The organism is Streptomyces sp. NEAU-YJ-81, from assembly GCF_017592595.1.
GTDB lineage: Bacteria > Actinomycetota > Actinomycetes > Streptomycetales > Streptomycetaceae > Streptomyces > Streptomyces hygroscopicus_B.
The window spans coordinates 1-17,788 of the sequence record NZ_JAGFNO010000001.1 but is presented as its reverse complement, the minus strand read 5'-3'; the positions used below and the strand labels follow the sequence as shown (position 1 = coordinate 17,788).

Sequence of the window (17,788 nt, the reverse complement as noted above, 5' to 3'; positions counted from 1 at the left end):
CGTACCTTGGCCCCCAGCCGCCCCCTCACCCCGTCCGCAGGGTCTCCAGCACTCGGCGGGCGACCTCCCGGCCGATCGGCAGTGAGGCCGTGGCCGCGGGCGACGGGGCGTTGAGCACATGGACGATCCGGGGCGACTGTGAGATCAGGAAGTCGTCCACCAGAGTGCCGTCCGGCAGCACCGCCTGGGCCCGCACGCCCGCCGGGGCCGCTATCAGGTCGTCGGCCGTCACATCGGGCAGCAGACGGCGCACGGCGTCGGTGAAGGCGCGCTTGGACAGGGAGCGCCGCAGCTCACCCGCCCCGTACCGCCAGTGGCGGCGGGCGATCCGCCAGGAGCCCGGATACGCCAGCGTGCCGGCCAGCTCCTGCGGGCGCACCGTATGCCAGGCGTACCCCTCGCGGGCGAGGGCCGGCACCGCGTTGGGCCCGATGTGGACGCCGCCGTCGATGCCGCGGGTCAGATGGACGCCGAGGAACGGGAACGCCGGGTCGGGCACCGGGTACACCAGACCGTTCACCAGCGAGGCGCGGGAGGGGACCAGCTCGTAGTACTCACCGCGGAAGGGCACGATCCGCATGCCCGGGTCGTCGCCCGCCAGCCGGGCGACGCGGTCGCAGTGCAGCCCCGCGCAGTTGACCAGGGCCCGCGCGCGCAGCACCGTGCCGTCCGCCGTGCGCACCGCGACCGCGGAGGGGCGGCGGCCGATGGTGCGCACCTGCGCCCCGTACCGCACCGAGGCGCCCGCGTCCTGGGCGAGCCGGGCCAGCCGGGCCGCCACCGCGCCGAAGTCGCAGACGCCCGTCGTGCCGACATGGATCGCGGCGAGGCCGCGCACCCATGGTTCGTACTCCGCGATCTGGGCGGGGCCCAGCTCGCGCACGGGAATGCCGTTCTCCCTGCCGCGCTGGACGAGGCCGTGGAGCCTCGGCAGCTCGGAGCGCTCCGTGGCGACGATGAGCTTGCCGGTGACCTCGTGCGGAATGCCGTATTCGGCGCAGAACTTCACCATCTCCGCGGCGCCGCGCACCGCGAACCGCGCCTTGAGCGACCCCGGGCGGTAGTAGATACCGCTGTGGATCACGCCGCTGTTGCGCCCGGTCTGGTGGCGGGCCGGGCCCGCCTCCTTCTCGAGCACGGTCACGCGGGTGCCGGGCGCGGCGCGCGTGATCGCATACGCCGTCGACATGCCGACGATCCCGCCCCCGATCACCAGCACATCGCAGTCCAACGCCGTCACGCCATGTCACCTCCCCACGCGCCACACCGTCCAGTCGCCCGACCGTCGATCCCTATCATGACCTGCACCACTGACAACGGCCCGAAACCCATGCCATGACTAGGGTCCGGGCTAGGTCCACCGGCCATATGGATCGATTCATAACGAGTCGCTCATTCCGGGCGAAGCGCGTCTGAATCGCGCATTCCGGGCAGCTCTCGCCTCACCACTCATCCCGGGCCGGTCACGCCTTTCATCCCGGGCCGGCCACTCTCCTCCCGCGCCGAGGGCCGCTCATGCCGGGGCCACCAGCAGCGGCCGGGCCTGCTCGCGCAGCTCGGCGACGCGCGGCTCGTCGCGGTATGCCTCGAGGCGGCGCATCAGGTCGCGCACGTACTCCGTGGTGCGCGCGGACGAGATCCGGTTGGCGACCTCCACGGCGCGGGCGCCCGCCGCACAGGCCGCGTCCAGATTGCCGGACTCCAGTTCGGCGACGGCGGACACCACGAGCCGCAGCCCGTGCGACCGTACGAACTCCTCCGTCGGCCGGGCCAGCGCCTGCTCGGTGAAGCGCCGCACCTGGCGCGGCAGCCGGAGATCGCGATAGCACTCGGCGGCGTCGGCCGCGAACCGCTCATGGCTGTAGAAGTCGAGCCAGGACGGATCGGGGTCACCCGCCCGCGAGCGCTCCAGCCAGCCCTCGGAGGATTTCAGGGCCGCCCCGCAGGCGGGCCCGTCCCCGGACTTGGCCTGGGCGCGCGCCTCCACGAGCCGGAAGAAGCTCATGGTGCGGGCGGTGGCCAGGCCGCGGTTGCGCTCCAGGGCGGCCTGGGCCAGGTCCACGCCCTCGTCGGCGAAGCCCCGGTAGGTGGCCTGCAGGCTCATCGACGCCAGCACATAGCCGCCCAGGGGGACGTCGGCCGCGGCGCGGGCCAGGCGCAGCGCCTGGATGTAGTACCGCTGCGCGGCCTCCTGTTGGCCGGTGTCGAAGGCCATCCACCCGGCGAGCCTGGTCAGTTCGGCGGTGGCGCCGAAGAGGGAGCGGCCGACCTCGTCGCTGTACGAGCCGAGCAGCAGGGGTGCCGCGTCCACCCGGAGGCACTCGGGAACCATGGACGAACGCCAGTCGCCGCCGCCGTACTTGGAGTCCCAGCGGCGCGCGTCCTCAGCGGCCTCGCGCAGCTTGGTGACGTCGCTGTGGCCGACGCGCTGCAGCGGTAAGGCGTCCGCCGCCGCCCCGCCCGTGGTGCTCGCGGCGGTGGTCCCGTCCTCGGCGTCCTTGGGTTCACGGGCCACCGAGCTGTCGGCCGGAGATATGAGCCAGCGTGAGGCCGGGGTGGCGTACGCGCTTACTGAGAAAGATCCGGCCAGGCTCTGCCAGATGCCCACCCCGCCGCGCCGACCCGCGAGATCCAGCCGGTAGAGCTCGGTCGCGGAGCGGACGGCCTGGCCGATGTCGCGCGGGAAGGCGAGACCGACCTCGGGGGCCGGATCGGCATCGGCCAGGCCGATTTCGTGCAGGGGGACGGGGCGGCCGAGTTTGCTGCCGATCGCAGCCGCAATGAGGTGTGGCGCGGCGCCCTGGGGGACCATGCCCTTGGACACCCAGCGCGCGACGGACGTCTTGTCGTAGCGAAGTGTCAGGCCACGCTGGGCGCCGAGGTCGTTGACTCTGCGCGCGAGCCCGGCATTGCTGATCCCAGCGAGGGCGAGAACGGTGCCGAGCTTTTCGTTCGGCCCGCGTGGCTCCCTGGACATGCGCACCCCTCGACAGCACCGACGGCCGCCCCTGCGTAAGCGCGGGGCATTCGTAAACCCAGCGTAGTTCGCCGCATCCCGACCGTTAAGAGGTGGTGTCCCGGATGGCGAGATTCTTGTACGAACGGGCGTGCGGGGCGTGACGTGTGCTCCCGGTGTGTGTGGCTGTGCGCCCGTGTGTGCGCTCTGTCTCAGTCGCGGCGGGGACGTTTCGATGGGTCCTGCGTGGGTCGGCCCGCTGTACTGGATCCAGTGGGCTGGGGGACGCCGCCGCCTCATTCCCCGCGGGTGGCGGAACGGTCCGGGAGGCGAATGCCGCCTCCCGGACTGTCGTGTCGGGGGGCGCGAGAGGCGGAAGTTGAGTACGTACAGGGCGTCCGCAAGACCATCGAGAGCGCCACGGCAACTTGGCTGAATAACGCCCATCACGGCCGGGCTCCCGCGTCGGGCCGGGGAGGGGGAGGCCCGACGCGGGAAGCCCTCATCCGCTCGGATCGCGCACGGATTCCGCCCAGAGCGGTGCGCCACGTATCACATGCCGCGGATGCCCCGGTGCGCGGCGGACGTCGCGGCGCGGACGGTAAGTCCCTCTTCTGGTCTGCGGGTTGGGGCATTTTCCGTGCGCCCCCTTCGTGCGCCCCTTGTGCGCCGCTCCGCATACGCGTCGATGCCCTTGCGCTCTTGCGCGCCCCAGTCGTGGCAGCATGGGCCACGGCGGAACGGTGGGTCGCTACCGGCGATGGTTCCCTCGTGGGCTCCTTACGGATGCCTCCCAGGGAGGCATCACCTACTGGGATCAACTCTGCGATTTCTGCGGTCATCTGTGGTCACAGGACATCCAGGAGATCCATGTTGTTGTCCGGTTCGATGCCGAAACCGTCAACATGCTGTGCATGATGGCACCTACTTCTTGGTTGCCCTGGATGCCCACAGCCTGTGGAGGCGGCGATGCGGTGGTTGGTGGGGTGGAGCAGTACCGCATCCGGCCCGGTCCCCCCGGAGGGCCGTGCGATCCAGCCGGTCGGCGCCCAACTCCTGTGGTCCGACCCGGATCCACTGTGGGCGGTCGGCGACTGGCGGCCCGATGAGGTGCGCGTCGTCCAGACCGATCCCTTCACCCGCCTCGCCGTCTTCGGCTGCTGCGGCGCCACCGATGAGGAGCTGCGGGTGGGGCTGTTCGCCGCCCGCGGCGGCGCCCTGCGCCATCTGACCGCCTGGTCCGGCAGCTACACCGCCGTCGCCCAGGTCGGCCGCCGCATCACCATCGCCGGCGACCTCGCGGGTGCCCGGCCCGTCTTCCACACCGACTGGGCCGGCGGCACCGCCTACGCCACGGCCGCGCTCCCGCTCGCCGACCTCATCGAGGCGCAGCTCGACGTCGGCCACCTCGGCGCGCTGCTCGCCTGCCCCGACTCCCCGGAAGCCATGGGCGACGGCACGCCCTATATGGGCGTCAGACGCGTGCCCCCGGGCCATGCGCTGATCCTGCGCGACGGGGCCCGCGACGTCACCGGCTACGAGCCCACCGCGTCCCTCGCCGTCGCCGCGCCCCCACTCGACCAGGGCACGGCCGTGGACGCGGTCCAGGACGCCCTCGTGGAGGCCGTACGGGCCCGGCTCACCGCCCCGCGCCACGCCCCCGAGACCGACGACCTCGACCCCGGCCCGGTGCCCGGCATGGGGCCCGCCGAGCGGCGGGCGGCCCGCGGCGCCCCGGCCCCCGGCATCGGCGCCGATCTGTCCGGAGGCAGCGCCTCCGCCACCCTCGCCCTGCTCGCCGCCGGGCTCCCCGGAATGCCCGGCACTCTCTTCGGGCACGGCACCGAGGCGGGCGAGCGGCTCCTGGCCGTCACCTTCAACGACCTCGCCACGGCGGGCGGCGCCCGCACCCGCGAGGCCGAACTCGAACGGGCCGGCGCCATCGCCGCCAATCCGCGGCTGCACCATGTGGTCGTCGCCGCGGGCGAGGAAGCCCTGCCGTACGCGGGCCTCGACACCGGCGCCCTTACCGATGAGCCCGGCCCCTCCCTCGTCATCGCCGAACGCCACCGGCGCCGGCTCGCCGCGGGCAGCGCGGACCACTTCATCGGGCACGGCGCCCGCCAGGTGCTCGACGCCCACCCCGCGCGCCTCGCCGACCTGCTGCTCGACCGGCGCAGACGCCATCTGCTGCGCCCCGCCACCGCGCTCGCGAAGGCCGACGGCCCCTCCGCGCAGTCCTTCTTCGTGCCCTTCACGGTCTACCGGGCCGCACGACGGCTGGCCCGCACCTCCTACCGCGACGGCGTCCAGGAAGCCGCGGTGCGCCTCCTGGAGCGCCGCTTCGCCGACGACCAGGCGGTACGCGACCCCGGCGCGGTATCCGCCTCCCTCGCCGCCCTGACGTGGTGCCGCCCGGGGCCCGCCGCCCGCTGGCTCACCGGGGAGACGCTCGCCGAGGTGTCCGTCCGGCTGGAGGAGGCGGCCATGCGCCCCGTGCTGGTGCGCCGCCCCGGGGAGCGCCGCGCCGACGCCGCCCTCGCCCGCTACGCCGCGGACCACCGCGTCTTCGAGCAGGCCGCCGAGATCCGCAGCCAGCGCCTGCACGCGCCCTTCCTCGACAACCAGGTCGTACGGGCCTGCCGCGCGCTCCCCGAAGCGCTTCGGGTGCAACCGGGGGCGCGCGCCGCGGTGCTGCGGACGGTCCTCGCCGGAGCGGGCATCCGGGAGCTTCCTCCCGGTTGGGGAGCCACCTCCCACGCCGCCCACACCGCCGCCGTACGGACCGGCATGCGCACCTGGACGAGCGAGTTGATGACCCTCTTCGACGCCCCGCTGCTGGCGGACGCGGGCCTGATCGAGGCCCGCGTCATCCGTAAGGCCCTGCGCGCCGCCGCACAGGGGGAGCGGCTGCCCCTGGACGGCCTGGCCGAACTCGTCTCCACCGAAGTCTGGCTGCGGCGCCTGCTGGCCCGCCGGGGCACCTGCTGGACCGGTACGGCGGCGCCACGGCAGCGGGCCGTGGCAGGCGGAGTGGTGCCGCGCCCGAGCCTGTGACAGCTTCCGCACCGAGGCGACACGAGGCCGCCCTGTGACACCTCGCCCCGGGTGCCCCGCGGGCATCGCCCCTGCCGCTCGGGGAGCCGGGGCCGGGCCCCCGCGCACGAAGCCGGCGTCCTTACGGCGGACGACGGCGGGCGAGTCCTTCTGCGACGAGTCGTCCTTACGGCGGGCGAGTCCTTGTGGCGGACGAGACGAAGGGGCCGCGCCGCACGAGCTCCCCAGCGGCAACCGGCAAGCTAGGAGAATGGCCCCTGTGCGGTATCTGATCCTCGGCACCACCGAAGCGCGCGACGACCACGGCGACCCGCTCCCCCTCGGCGGCCCCCGGATCCGCGCGCTGCTCGCGGCGCTCGCCGTACGGGCCGCACGCTCCGCCCCGGTCTCCGTCGACGTCCTGATCGACGAGGTGTGGGCCGACGACCCTCCGCATGACGCGCCCGCCGCGCTCCAGGCGCTCGTCGGCCGGCTGCGCCGGACCATCGGCAGGGACGCCGTCATCTCCTCACCCGGCGGCTACCGCCTCGCGACCACCACCCCCCAGGACGACGTCGACCTGCTGCGCTTCGAGCGGCTGACGAACGAAGGCATACGCGCCCTGGACGCCGACGACCCCGAGACGGCCGCCGCCACCCTCCGTAAGGCGCTCGCCCTGTGGCGCGGCCCGGCCCTCGCCGACCTGCCGGACCGGGACGCGCCCGCCGCCCGCCCCGAGGCGCTCCGGCTGACCGCGCTGCACCGCCGGATCGACGCCGACCTCGCGCTCGACCGCCCCACGGGCGTCATACCGGAGCTGCGCCAGCTCGTCGCGGACCATCCGCTCGACGAAACGTTCCATGCCCAGCTGATCCGCGCGCTGCGGGCGGCCGGTCACTCCGCCGACGCCCTCGCCGCGTACGAGGACGTCCGCCGGATCCTCGCCGACCGCCTCGGCACCGACCCGGGAGCGGAGCTGAAGGAGCTCCACAGACGGCTGCTGACGACGAACGCCGAGCCGGCCCTCGGGGAGCCGGACGCCGCGCGCGGCGGCGCGCCCACCGCGCAGGCCGTCGCGCCGAGGACCGACGGCCATGGGGGGAGCGGCGGGGGCGGAGCCCGGGCCGAGAGCGGGACTGGGTGGGCTTTGGACGGCCGAGGCGACAGCGCCCCCAGGGGGATGCCCGACGGCCGGAGCGACAGCGCGGCCAGGGGCGCGTTCGACAGCCCGGCTGGGGGCGGAGGAACCGGCGGCGGGGCCCGAAGCCGGGACGAAGACGGCCGGGAGGCGGGCTCGCGCACCGCCGTGCCGCCTCTGCCGCACGGCAACCTCAGGGCCCGCCTCAACAGCTTCGTCGGCCGGCAGAACGAGATCGGCGACATCCTCCGGGACCTGGACGGCGCCCGGCTGGTCACCCTCACCGGCCCCGGCGGCTCCGGCAAGACCCGGCTCTCCGAGGAGGCCGCGGCGACCGTGACGGCCGGCTATCCGGACGGCGTCTGGGTAGCTGAACTCGCCCCGCTCGACCACCCCTCCGCCGTCCCCGGCGCCGTCCTGAGCGCGGTCGGCCGCCGCGCGACCATGCTGCTCGCCTCCGGGCTCGAAAGCCGCACCACGGGCCCGGACGGCGGGGATCCGACCAGCCGGCTCGTGGAGTACTGCGCCGACCGCCGGCTGCTGCTCCTGCTCGACAACTGCGAGCACGTCATCGACACCGCGGCCCGGCTCACCGAGACCCTGCTCGCGCACTGCCCCGGTGTGACCGTGCTCGCCACCAGCAGGGAGCCGCTGGGGGTGCCCGGCGAGACCATCAGACCGGTGGAGCCGCTCGCGCCCGCCCCTGCCCACCAGCTGTTCGCCGAGCGCGCCGCCACCGTAAGGCCCGGCTTCGACCCGGTGGCGGACCCGGACACGGAGGCCGCGGTCGCGGAGATCTGCCGCCGCCTGGACGGTCTGCCGCTGGCGATCGAACTGGCCGCGGCGCGGCTGCGGCTGCTGACCCCACGCCAGATCGCGGCCCGGCTGGACGACCGTTTCCGTCTGCTGACCAGCGGCAGCAGAACCGCGCTGCCGCGCCAGCAGACCCTGCGGGCCGTCGTCGAGTGGTCCTGGGACCTCCTCGACGAGCGCGAGCGCACCGTGCTGCGCCGTGCGTCGGTCTTCGCGGGCGGGTGGACCCTGTCCGCGGCCGAGGCGGTATGCGCGGACGCCCCGCCCGGTGAGAACGTCCTTACGGTCGACACGGACGAGCATGGCGTCTTCAAAGATGGCGTCTTCGAGGATGCCGTCTTCGAAGACGCCATCGACACCCGTGGCGCCTTTACGGACGCGGCGGCAAGCACGCCGGAGCCGGGCGACACGGTCGCGTACGACGAGACGCGCTCCCTCATGCGCTCTCAAACGCGCCCCCACGCCAGGATCGCGCCCGCCGAGGTGCTGGAGCTGCTCGGGGCGCTGGTCGACAAGTCGCTTCTGATCGTCGATCATCCATCGCACGGTGCGGCGGCGGAGTCCTCCGGGCCGCCGCTCGGGGAGCCCCGCTACCGGATGCTGGAGACGATCCACGAGTACGTCGGCAAGCGCGCCACCGAGGACCGGGCGGCCCGTGCCGACCATAAGGCCGCCGTGGCCCGTCACACCGCCCACTTCAGGGACTTCATCTGCACCGCCGAGCCCCGCCTGCGCTCCGCCGAACAACTGCCCTGGCTCCTCCTCGTCGAGACCGACCTCGACAACATCCGGGCAGCGCTGCACCGCTCCCTGACCATCGCGGACGAGGACACCGTCATCGCGCTCATCCGCGCCTTGGCCTGGTTCTGGTGGCTGCGCAACTACCGGGACGAGGGCGCGGCCTGGGTCGGCCGTGCCCTGGCTCTCCTGGCCCGCTCCCACGGCACGGACGCCGAGGCGGACCGGATACCGGGCGGCAACGATCCCCTTGACCAGTTCCCGCACATCCCGGCCCGGGTTCCGGACGGCGAGGACGGTGTCGACGAGGAAGCCACCCGGTACTGGCAGCGGATGGACCTGCGGCTGATGTTCTTCGTCCTGCTCGCGGAGCAGGGCACCGGCCCGGATATGAGTGACCCCGCGATCCGGGACGTGGCCATACGCATGCGCGACGCCTACGCGGGCCACCCAGGGCCCCGCAGCGCGTCCTTCCCCGGTCTGCTGTGGCCGTTCACGGCCTTCGTCATCGAGGGCTTCGCCGGTGGGATGCTGCCGCTCATGGACCAGACCGTGGCCGGCTGCCGGACGTACGGCGACGACTGGGCGCTCGGCATCACGCTGATGTACCGCACCCACCTCGCCATCGACATGCCGGGCGGCATCGAGACCGTCGACGACGACCTGGCCGAGCTGCGCGAGCTGACCACCCGCGTCGGCGATCGCTGGCTGCTCGCCCAGGTGGAGGGCGCGCGCGGCGAGATCGACACCCACCACGGCCGGTTCGCGGAGGCGAGGGCCGCCTACGAGAAGGCACTGCGGCTCGCGCAGGAGCTCGGCGCCCACACCGAGGTGCCGTTCCTCTGCACCCGCCTCGCCGATCTCGCCCTTCACGAGAGGGACCTGGAGGGCGCGCTGAAGCTGGTGGCGCGCTCCGAGGAGGAGGCGGAGCGCTGCGGTACCCAGGACGTGCGGGCCTTCAACCAGATCGTGCGCAGCGAGGCCGAGCTGCTTCGTGGTGATGTGGCGCGAGCCAGGACGTACTGCGACGCCGCTTGGCATCGTGCGGGCCGCGGCACGCCTCCGCCGCAGTTCTGGGTCGTGGCCAACGGACTGGACGGCCGTATCACCGGCCTGGAGGGCGATCTGGTCGGTGGACTGCGCAAGCTGCGGAACACTCTGCGCGAGGGCTTCGAGGCGAACTCCATGGAGCTGCTGCTGGCCCATCAGGCGGAGTCGGCGGCGGAGCTCCTGGTGCGATGCGGACAGGAGCGGCTCGCCGTGCGGCTGCTGGGCGCCGCCGACGGCTGGCGCGGTCGGCTGCCCCGCTCACCACTGGTGGCCGGGGACGTCGGCGCGACCACGGCCCGCGCGAGCGAGGCGCTGGGGCAGGACGCGGTGGAGAAGCTGCGCACCGAGAACACGAGCCTCACCCCTGAGCAGGCCATCTGCCTGCTCGACGAGGTGCTGACCTCTCTCGACGCTACGGATGCCGCGAACGCCACCGACGCCACCGCGGCCCAGACAGAGGCCCAGACAGAGGCCCAGACAGAGGCCCAGGCAGAGGCCTAGGCCGAGGCCGTCGAGCGGGCCGAAACCGACGACCAAGCCAAGCCCGGCATCCAAGCCAAGCCCGACACCCAAGCCGAGCCGGCCGACCGGGGAGCCGCACCGCCGCCCGCCCGCCCGCTGACGCGGGCGCACGCACGCGCATGCGCAGCGCCCCGGCCCCACAGTCGTGTGTCGTCACTCGTACGGAGGAGGCGCAACGCACCCCCGACCGCCCCGGCGCACGAAACGCGAGCACCTGCGGGCCCCGCCCACCGGGCCGACGTATCGCCGAACCCCGTCGCGGACGGCCCCGCCGGCAAGCACCCCCGCCCGGCACGGCTCCTCGGACGTCGCCGATGTCACCCCGCCGGGCGTGGATATCGCTCCAGGGCAGACGGCGTCACCCCACGGGGCGCGACCGCAGCCCGTCCAGCAGGATGTCCAGCAGCCGGGCCGACGCCGCCGCCTGCTGCGCCGCGTCCGGCAGCGAGGGCGCCGCCGTGGCGATCACCAGCAGTACGTCGGCGACCGCCACATCCGGGCGCAGCTCGCCCGCTGCCCGTGCCCGCTCCACCAGTTGCCCGACGACCTCCAGCAGCGCCGCGGCGCCCGCGTCGTCCGGCTCGTCCTCAGGTGCGGTCGGCCGCTCGACCAGCCGGAGCTCCGGCTGACCGGGTGCGGCTAACGCCGCCTGCCGCTGCTGCGGCAGCCGGATCTCGGCCTCCGCGTCGACCCCGACCCGCAGCACCTGCGGCGGCAGCAGCCGGCCCGCGCCGGACGCCACCGAGGTGCGCAGGAACCGGGCCAGCGCGGACCACGGCTCGTTCTCCTGACCCAGCGCCGCCCGCGCCTGATCGGTCAGCCTTGCCGTCTCCTCCTCGGCTATGCGGCGCACCAGCACGTCCTTGCTGGGGAAGCGCCGATAGACGGTGCCCACCCCGACTCGCGCCCGGCGCGCCACGTCTTCCATCGGAGCCCCGTATCCGAGCTCACCGAAGACTTCGCGCGCCGCTCGCAGGACGTGCTCCAGATTGCGCTGCGCGTCCACGCGCAACGGTGTGTTCCGTCCGCCGTTTCCGTCTGACGATGCGACGGCTGCGGACCATGACGAACCCTGAAGGTGCATAAGTGATCCCCCGGTAATGACGTCTCCCCCCGGAGACTCCCCGCCCAGACTGTCGAGGCAGTCACAACCCCGACGAAGTACGAACATAGTTGAGCCCAGGTCAAGAAAGAAGAGGGTAGCTCGGGACAGAACGCCCCCGATCAGAGCAGAGAACCGCCTTTTTCTGACTCGCCCCCCGACCGTCACCGACCATCGAGGGGCTGACCTGCGGACATTTTGTACGTGTAACCGATTCCGCGCCGCGGGGCGAGCCAAGCCGTCCGGTCACACAATTCGTCGGGGCTGTGGACAAACCGCGGTCGCGCGTGCCTCATGGGAGGGTGAAGGAACCCGCGCGCATTCTCGTTGTCGGTGGTGGCTACGTCGGGATGTACGCCGCGCTGCGCCTCCAGCGAAAGCTGAAGCGAGAGCTGAGACACGGCGGCGTGCAGGTCATCGTGGTCGACCCAGAGCCGTATATGACCTATCAGCCTTTCCTGCCCGAGGCGGCGGCCGGATCGATCTCACCGCGCCATGTCGTCGTGCCGTTGCGGCGGGTCCTGCCCGACTGCACGGTCATCATTGGCGAGGCCACCGCGATCCACCACGGCAAACGCACCGCGACCGTGAGAACCCTCGCCACGGAGGAAGAGCGCACCGGCACGGTCGACATCCACTACGACGAGCTGGTGCTGGCCCCCGGATCCGTCTCCCGCGCCCTCCCGGTCCCCGGCCTCGCCGAGTTCGGCATCGGCTTCAAGACCGTCGAGGAGGCCATCGGCCTGCGCAACCATGTCCTCGGACAGTTGGACATCGCCTCCTCGACCCGGGACCCCGAGGTCCGCGACGCGGCGCTGACCTTCGTCTTCGTCGGCGGCGGTTACGCGGGCGTCGAGGCGCTCGGCGAGCTGGAGGACATGGCCCGGTACGCCGTCCGCTACTACCACAACATCGCCCCCGAGGATCTGAAGTGGATCCTCGTCGAGGCCACCAACCGGATCCTCCCGGAGGTCGGCGAGGAGATGGGCAAGTACGCCGTCCGGGAGTTGCGCGGCCGCAATATCGACGTGCGGCTGGAGACCCGCCTGGACTCCTGCGCCGACCGGATCGCCGCACTGAGTGACGGCTCGCGCTTCCCCACCCGCACGCTCGTGTGGACCGCGGGCGTCAAACCGCACCCGATCCTCGCCGCCACCGATCTGCCGCTGAACGAGCGCGGCCGGCTCAAATGCACCGCGGCGCTCCAGGTGGAGGGCGTGGAGCACGCCTGGTCGGCCGGGGACGCCGCGTCGGTCCCCGATCTGACGGCCGACCGGCCCGGTGCGGAGTGCGCCCCCAACGCACAGCACGCCGTCCGCCAGTCCAAGGTCCTCGCCGAGAACGTGGCCGCCTCGCTCGCCGGCCGGCCGCTCACCGACTACGCGCACAAGTACGCGGGCTCCGTGGCCTCCCTGGGACTCCACAGAGGCGTCGCCCATATCTACGGGCGCAAGTTGAAGGGCTACCCTGCCTGGTTCATGCACCGTGCCTACCACCTCAGCCGGGTGCCGACGTTCAACCGTAAGGCGCGCGTGCTGGCCGAGTGGATCCTGTCGGGGCTGTTCAAACGCGAGATCGTCTCGCTGGGCTCGCTGGAGAACCCGCGCGCCGAGTTCAAACTCGCCGCGGACACCGGTCGCCATCCCGAGTCCAGTTGAGCCGATCGGGGCGGAGCCGGGAACTCCCCTCCCACGATCGGCGTCTCACGGATGTCAGTCCGGTCGGCCACACTGGTCGTGTGACCATGGGTGGGCTCGTATCTGCAAAGAGTGACAATCGCGAGGATTCGGAAGTTTGCTGCATTCCCCTGGGGGCCGTCCCCCGCACCCGCACCCATCTCCCCGATCCCGCTCCGGCGCGCAGCTCAGCCATCACCCCACGAGGTAATCCGCAGTGAACTTCACGCGCTGGAGCGCCCGGCTCCCCCGAACCCAGCGACGCAACGCCGCCCGGGCAGACCGCGGTGCGCGGCGGCCGAAGCCGGCGGCCACCGCGGGCGGCGGCTCCGTCCCGGCGGCCCGGGGCGAGCGGGCCGACCCCTCGGGGCGCGGCGAGCCTCCCGCTGCCGCCCCTTCCGACGCCGCGCCGCCCGACGCCGTCCCGACCCTCGACGGGCTGTCCGTCCATGACCTCCTCGGTCAGGTGCCGGCGCTGGTCGCGGTGGTCTACGGCCCCGAGCACCGCATCGCCTACCTCAACGACACCTATGTCGAGCTCTTCGGCTCCCGGGCCCCCGGCACGCCCGCCCGCCAGGCACTGCCCGAGCTGACGGAGCTGGGGCTGCTGCCGCTCATGGACCAGGTCCTGCGCAGCGGCAAGCCCCGAACGGTCAAGTCCCGGCGCGTGCCCGCGGGCGGCCCGGCGACCACGCCCGGGCCGCGACAGGAGGGCGCGGCTCCCGGCCCCGGCCGATCGCGCCACGGCTACTACACCTTCACCTGCTCCCCGATCGAGATGGCCGCGCCCAGGGTCGTCGCCCCCGCGCAGCCGGCGGACGAGCGGGCGGGGGAGGGGGCCGTCGACGGATCCCCGGTGGATGGCTCGCCGGTGGACGGCTCGATCCGGGAAGCCGCCCTCCGTAAGGACGTCATGCCGGAAGCGGTCGCCACCGAGGCCGTCGCGACCGCCACCGGCACGGTCACCGAGCCCGTCCGCGGCGTGCTCGTCTTCGGCGCCGACGTCACCGACCAGGTCGAATCCGCGGAGCGGCTGCGCGCCGGCGAGCGCCTCCAGCGCGAGGCCGCCGTCACCCTGCAGCGCAGCCTCCTCCCTCAGGAGCTGGAGCAGCCCGACGATCTGCGGGTCGCCGCCACCTATCAGCCCGGCGGCACGGACGCGGCGGTGGGCGGCGACTGGTACGACGTCATCACCCTGGGCGCCGGCCGCACCGCCCTCGTCATCGGCGACGTCATGGGCCGCGGTGTGCGGGCCGCCGCCGTCATGGGCCAGCTGCGCACCGCCGTCCGCGCCTACGCCCGGCTCGACCTCCCGCCGCACGAGGTCCTGCAGCTCCTCGACGGCCTGGCCGCCGAGATCGACCCCCACCAGATCGCCACCTGCGTCTACGCCGTCCACGACCCCAACGAGAACCGCCTCGTCTACGCCTCCGCGGGCCATCTGCCGATCCTGGTCCGCGACCCGGACGGCACCGTGCGCCGCGCCTCCGAGCCCACCGGGCCTCCGCTCGGCACCGGCGGCTGGCTGCACACCACCGGCTCGGTCCCGCTCGGCCCCGGCGCCAGCGCGGTCCTCTACACCGACGGCCTGGTGGAGCGCCGGGACAAGGACATCTACGACGGTGTGGCCGCGCTCGAGCGCGTCTTCGCGGGCGCGACCGGCTCGCCCCAGGTGATGTGCGACCGACTCATCAGGGCGCTGGGCATCACCGCGGAGCACGACGACGATGTGGCGGTGCTGGTCCTCCAGCACCCCGCCCGTACGGGGCATGACGCCGAGCTCTTCCACAACGCCGCGCTGGAGCTCCTGGGCGGGGTGGAAGCCGCACCGCGCGCCCGGGCTTTCGCCTCCGGGGTCCTCGCCAGCTGGCGTTTCCCCATGGAGCTGCGCGATCTGGGCGTGCTCGCCGCCAGCGAGCTCGTCGCCAACTCCCTCCAGCACGGCACACCGCCCATGCGGCTGCGGCTGCGCCGTACCGACCGCCGCCTGATCATCGAGGTGACGGACGGCGATGAGCATCTGCCGCGCCGCCGCCGGGCCGAACCGGTGGACGAGGCCGGACGCGGCATCTCGATCATCGCGACCATCGCCTCGTCCTGGGGCTCACGCCGCACACCGGGCGGCGGCAAAGCGGTGTGGTGCGAATTCGCCCTGCCGACGGGCTAGCTCCACGGAGCGTCCCGGCGGCACTGGTCCGACGAGGGCGGGGCTGACCCCGAACAAACACATCGCCCTGGCACGGCGGAGCCGACTGGCTCCTTCGCCGCGCCAGGGCGATGGCGGAATGGCCGGTGGGTCAGGCCGCGGTGGTCACCTCGTCCGAGGCGGCCGCCCGCGGCGCGGGCACCGCGGCACCGGCGACCGCCCGCAGCGGATTGTCCTGCTCGGCCGTGAGCCACTTGCCGAGCCTCAGCGCGAGCGCGGTGATGCCGAGCGAGCAGACGATCAGCGTCACGATGTACGTCCCGTAAAGCCCGGCACCGGCCATCAGCCCGCCGACCGCCGGACCCACCGCCAGGGCCAGCTGCTTGACCAGCGCAAACGCCGAGTTGTACTGACCGAGTGCCGACGACGGCGCCAGATCGGCGACCAGCGGCGCGACGGTCGGCGACAGCATCGCCTCACCGAGCCCGAACAGCGCGTACGCCGAGACGATCGCCGTGATGCCGACGGCCTGGCTCCCGGGCACCAGCCCGGCGGACCCGGCGACGCACCACGCCACCGTCCAGACCAGCCCGACCAGCGCGATCACCCGGCTGCGCCGCCGCCGCTCGACCAGCTTGAGCACGACGAACTGCGCCAGCACGATCGCCGCCGTGTTCGCGGCCAGAGCGACGCCCAGCATCGACGGCGATATCCGGGCGACATCCACCGCGAACGCCGACAGCCCGGACTCGAACTGGCCGTAGCAGGCGAAGAACATCACGAAGCCCAGCACACAGAGCTGCACCATGGCCCGGTCGCCGAGCAGCGAACGCCAGCCGCCGCCGGTGCCGCCGAGGTGCTCATCGGCGGTCGGCACCGGGTCGTCGAACACCGGTGTCTTCGCCAGCCTTACGGTCGCGACCGCGGCGCCGAGCACCAGGAACATCACCGCGTCGATCGCGAAGAGCCGCACAAAGCTCGAGGCTGCGGAGGTGTCCACCAGCAGCCCGCCGAGCAGCCCGCCGACGCCGAGGCCCAGATTGCCGAGGAAGAACTGGGTGGCGAAGGCCCGCGACCGGGTGATCGGCGTCGAGCACCAGACGATCAGCGTGGCCAGCGCGGGCTGTATGGCCGCTATGCCCGCGCCCAGCACTCCGGCCGCGGCGATGACCAGCGGCTCGCTCGCCGCCAGCCCGAGTCCCATCGATCCGACAGCGGCGGCGACCGCGCCCGCGACGACAACGGACAGCGGCCCTCGCCGGTCGATCACCCGACCGATGAAGGGCAGCACGGCAAGCGCGGCCACGGCGAACGTCGCGAGCACCACGCCCGCGGTGTTCGAACCGAGATCCCGCACCTGCGCCACATAGACGAAGAGGAACGGGACCGTGAAGCCGTTGCCGAACGCGCTCAGCGCGTTGCCCAGCTGGATACGGCGCAGCGCTGCGCCCATCGCGGTGGTCACACTCACCTACCTAGGTCGAGAAGGGTCAAGAGAGAACGGGCCTGACCTGCGGGTCAGCCCGGAGGATCGAGAGCTGAAGACTTCGAACCTAAACTTCAATGGTTAAGAGTACAGAGTGAAGGACTTCAGCGCCAATGACTTTCGTGTCATGCTGTTCACCATGGCGGAGACCCCCGACGCGGACGACCTGCTGAGCCTCGAGGCGCAGATCGCGGCCTATCAGCGCGAGTTCCAGGACCTGGACCCCCAGGTGGAGCAGGTCGTCAGCGCGCTCAGCCGACTCACCCGGCGCATGCATGTCGCATACGGCCGCCAGTCGGCCAGGCTGGGGATCAGTAACTCCGAGTGGGAAGTCCTCAAGGCGCTCGTCCTGTCGGGGGCTCCCTACCGCCTGGGCCCCGGAGACCTGGCCAAGCGGCTGGGCCTCACTCCCGCCGCGATGACCCACCGCATCGACCGCATGGTCAACGAAGGTCTGGTCACCCGTGAGCGTGATGCCGACAACCGGGTCCGCGTCATCGTCGAGCTGACCCCCGACGGCCGGGAGAAGTGGCTGGAGGCGATGCGTCAGGCCACGATCTTCGAGGAGGACCTTCTCCAGGATCTCTCCAGTGAGGAGCGTGGAGCCCTCGGCGCGATGCTCACCCGCGTGCTGCGCCGGGTGGAGGAGGCACAGCCCGACGCCGAGGGGCGTCTGAGTAACCTCGACTGAGGCATTCGGCCTAGGCCGTGTTGACACGGATCCGAGCGATCCGTAATGTACTCCGAGCTGCCACGGAGCCGTAATGGTTCTCTGGTCGGCACTTGAGCCGCACCGGCGGCAAACCACTTCTGCACGGTCCCTCATCGGGATGGATTTCGGCATGCCGGAATTCGGATCGGGAAGCTCGATTATGAGCTTCCGGGGGAATCCGCTAAAGTAGTGATCACGCCGGAAGGCGCGAAAGACCCCGCTCCAGCAGGGGCCGGAAACGGAATTCGGACCGGAAACGGAACGGAAAACGGATCTGGTAAGGTTGGAAACACCGAAGGGAAGCGCCCGGAGAGACCGGTGAAACGGTTTCAAAGGAAGCGTCCGTTCCTTGAGAACTCAACAGCGTGCCAAAAGTCAACGCCAGATATGTTGATACCCCGTCCATCTCGGAC

Annotated in this window: 10 protein-coding genes; 5 read left to right on the top strand and 5 right to left on the bottom strand. The window is 72.5% G+C overall.

Going from position 1 to position 17,788, the window contains the following annotated elements:
• Nucleotides 1–25: 25 nt before the first annotated feature.
• The gene (gene lhgO / locus J5X86_RS00050) at nucleotides 26–1,240 is read right to left on the bottom strand and encodes an L-2-hydroxyglutarate oxidase (protein ID WP_208514816.1); all 1,215 of its coding nucleotides are present in this window, start codon (nucleotides 1,238–1,240) and stop codon (nucleotides 26–28) included.
• Between the two features lie 273 nt (nucleotides 1,241–1,513).
• The gene (locus tag J5X86_RS00045; protein WP_208514815.1) at nucleotides 1,514–2,977 is read right to left on the bottom strand and encodes an MFS transporter; all 1,464 of its coding nucleotides are present in this window, start codon (nucleotides 2,975–2,977) and stop codon (nucleotides 1,514–1,516) included.
• Between the two features lie 948 nt (nucleotides 2,978–3,925).
• Here J5X86_RS00045 and J5X86_RS00040 point away from each other — a divergent pair.
• Both J5X86_RS00040 and J5X86_RS00035 read left to right on the top strand, forming a co-directional pair.
• Nucleotides 3,926–6,013, top strand: coding sequence for an asparagine synthase-related protein (locus tag J5X86_RS00040; RefSeq protein WP_208514814.1), 2,088 nt, complete (start codon nucleotides 3,926–3,928; stop codon nucleotides 6,011–6,013).
• A 259-nt stretch (nucleotides 6,014–6,272) separates the two neighbouring features.
• Complete coding sequence (locus tag J5X86_RS00035) at nucleotides 6,273–10,232, top strand: BTAD domain-containing putative transcriptional regulator (protein ID WP_208515606.1); 3,960 nt, start codon at nucleotides 6,273–6,275, stop codon at nucleotides 10,230–10,232.
• Nucleotides 10,233–10,611: 379 nt separating this feature from the next.
• On the opposite strand, the gene J5X86_RS00030 is transcribed toward J5X86_RS00035, so the two are convergent.
• A complete protein-coding gene (locus tag J5X86_RS00030; protein ID WP_208514813.1) occupies nucleotides 10,612–11,337 on the bottom strand; it encodes a TetR/AcrR family transcriptional regulator in 726 nt (241 codons plus the stop codon).
• A gap of 320 nt (nucleotides 11,338–11,657) precedes the next feature.
• Between J5X86_RS00030 and J5X86_RS00025 the strand changes: the two genes are divergently transcribed.
• Together J5X86_RS00025 and J5X86_RS00020 are read left to right on the top strand one after the other, a co-directional pair.
• Entirely contained in the window at nucleotides 11,658–13,013 is a 1,356-nt protein-coding gene (locus J5X86_RS00025) for an NAD(P)/FAD-dependent oxidoreductase (protein WP_208514812.1), read from the top strand.
• Nucleotides 13,014–13,248: 235 nt separating this feature from the next.
• Nucleotides 13,249–15,198 carry an ATP-binding SpoIIE family protein phosphatase gene (locus J5X86_RS00020; protein ID WP_208514811.1) on the top strand — a complete coding sequence of 650 codons (1,950 nt, stop codon included), beginning with the start codon at nucleotides 13,249–13,251 and terminating at the stop codon, nucleotides 15,196–15,198.
• Between the two features lie 130 nt (nucleotides 15,199–15,328).
• On the opposite strand, the gene J5X86_RS00015 is transcribed toward J5X86_RS00020, so the two are convergent.
• Complete coding sequence (locus tag J5X86_RS00015; RefSeq protein ID WP_208515605.1) at nucleotides 15,329–16,642, bottom strand: MFS transporter; 1,314 nt, start codon at nucleotides 16,640–16,642, stop codon at nucleotides 15,329–15,331.
• 160 nt (nucleotides 16,643–16,802) lie between these two features.
• Here J5X86_RS00015 and J5X86_RS00010 point away from each other — a divergent pair, with 160 nt between their 5' ends.
• Complete coding sequence (locus tag J5X86_RS00010; RefSeq protein WP_208514810.1) at nucleotides 16,803–17,354, top strand: MarR family winged helix-turn-helix transcriptional regulator; 552 nt, start codon at nucleotides 16,803–16,805, stop codon at nucleotides 17,352–17,354.
• Between the two features lie 214 nt (nucleotides 17,355–17,568).
• On the opposite strand, the gene J5X86_RS00005 is transcribed toward J5X86_RS00010, so the two are convergent.
• Nucleotides 17,569–17,788: hypothetical protein (locus J5X86_RS00005; RefSeq protein ID WP_208514809.1), on the bottom strand; the 220-nt coding region annotated here is incomplete at its 5' end.

Excerpts from the sequence above, each read along its gene's own strand:
- J5X86_RS00045 (WP_208514815.1), bottom strand. The coding sequence starts at position 2,977 with ATGTCCAGGGAGCCACGCGGGCCGAACGAAAAGCTCGGCACCGTTCTC.
- J5X86_RS00010 (WP_208514810.1), top strand. The coding sequence starts at position 16,803 with ATGGCGGAGACCCCCGACGCGGACGACCTGCTGAGCCTCGAGGCGCAG.
- J5X86_RS00030 (WP_208514813.1), bottom strand. The coding sequence starts at position 11,337 with ATGCACCTTCAGGGTTCGTCATGGTCCGCAGCCGTCGCATCGTCAGAC.
- J5X86_RS00040 (WP_208514814.1), top strand. The coding sequence starts at position 3,926 with ATGCGGTGGTTGGTGGGGTGGAGCAGTACCGCATCCGGCCCGGTCCCC.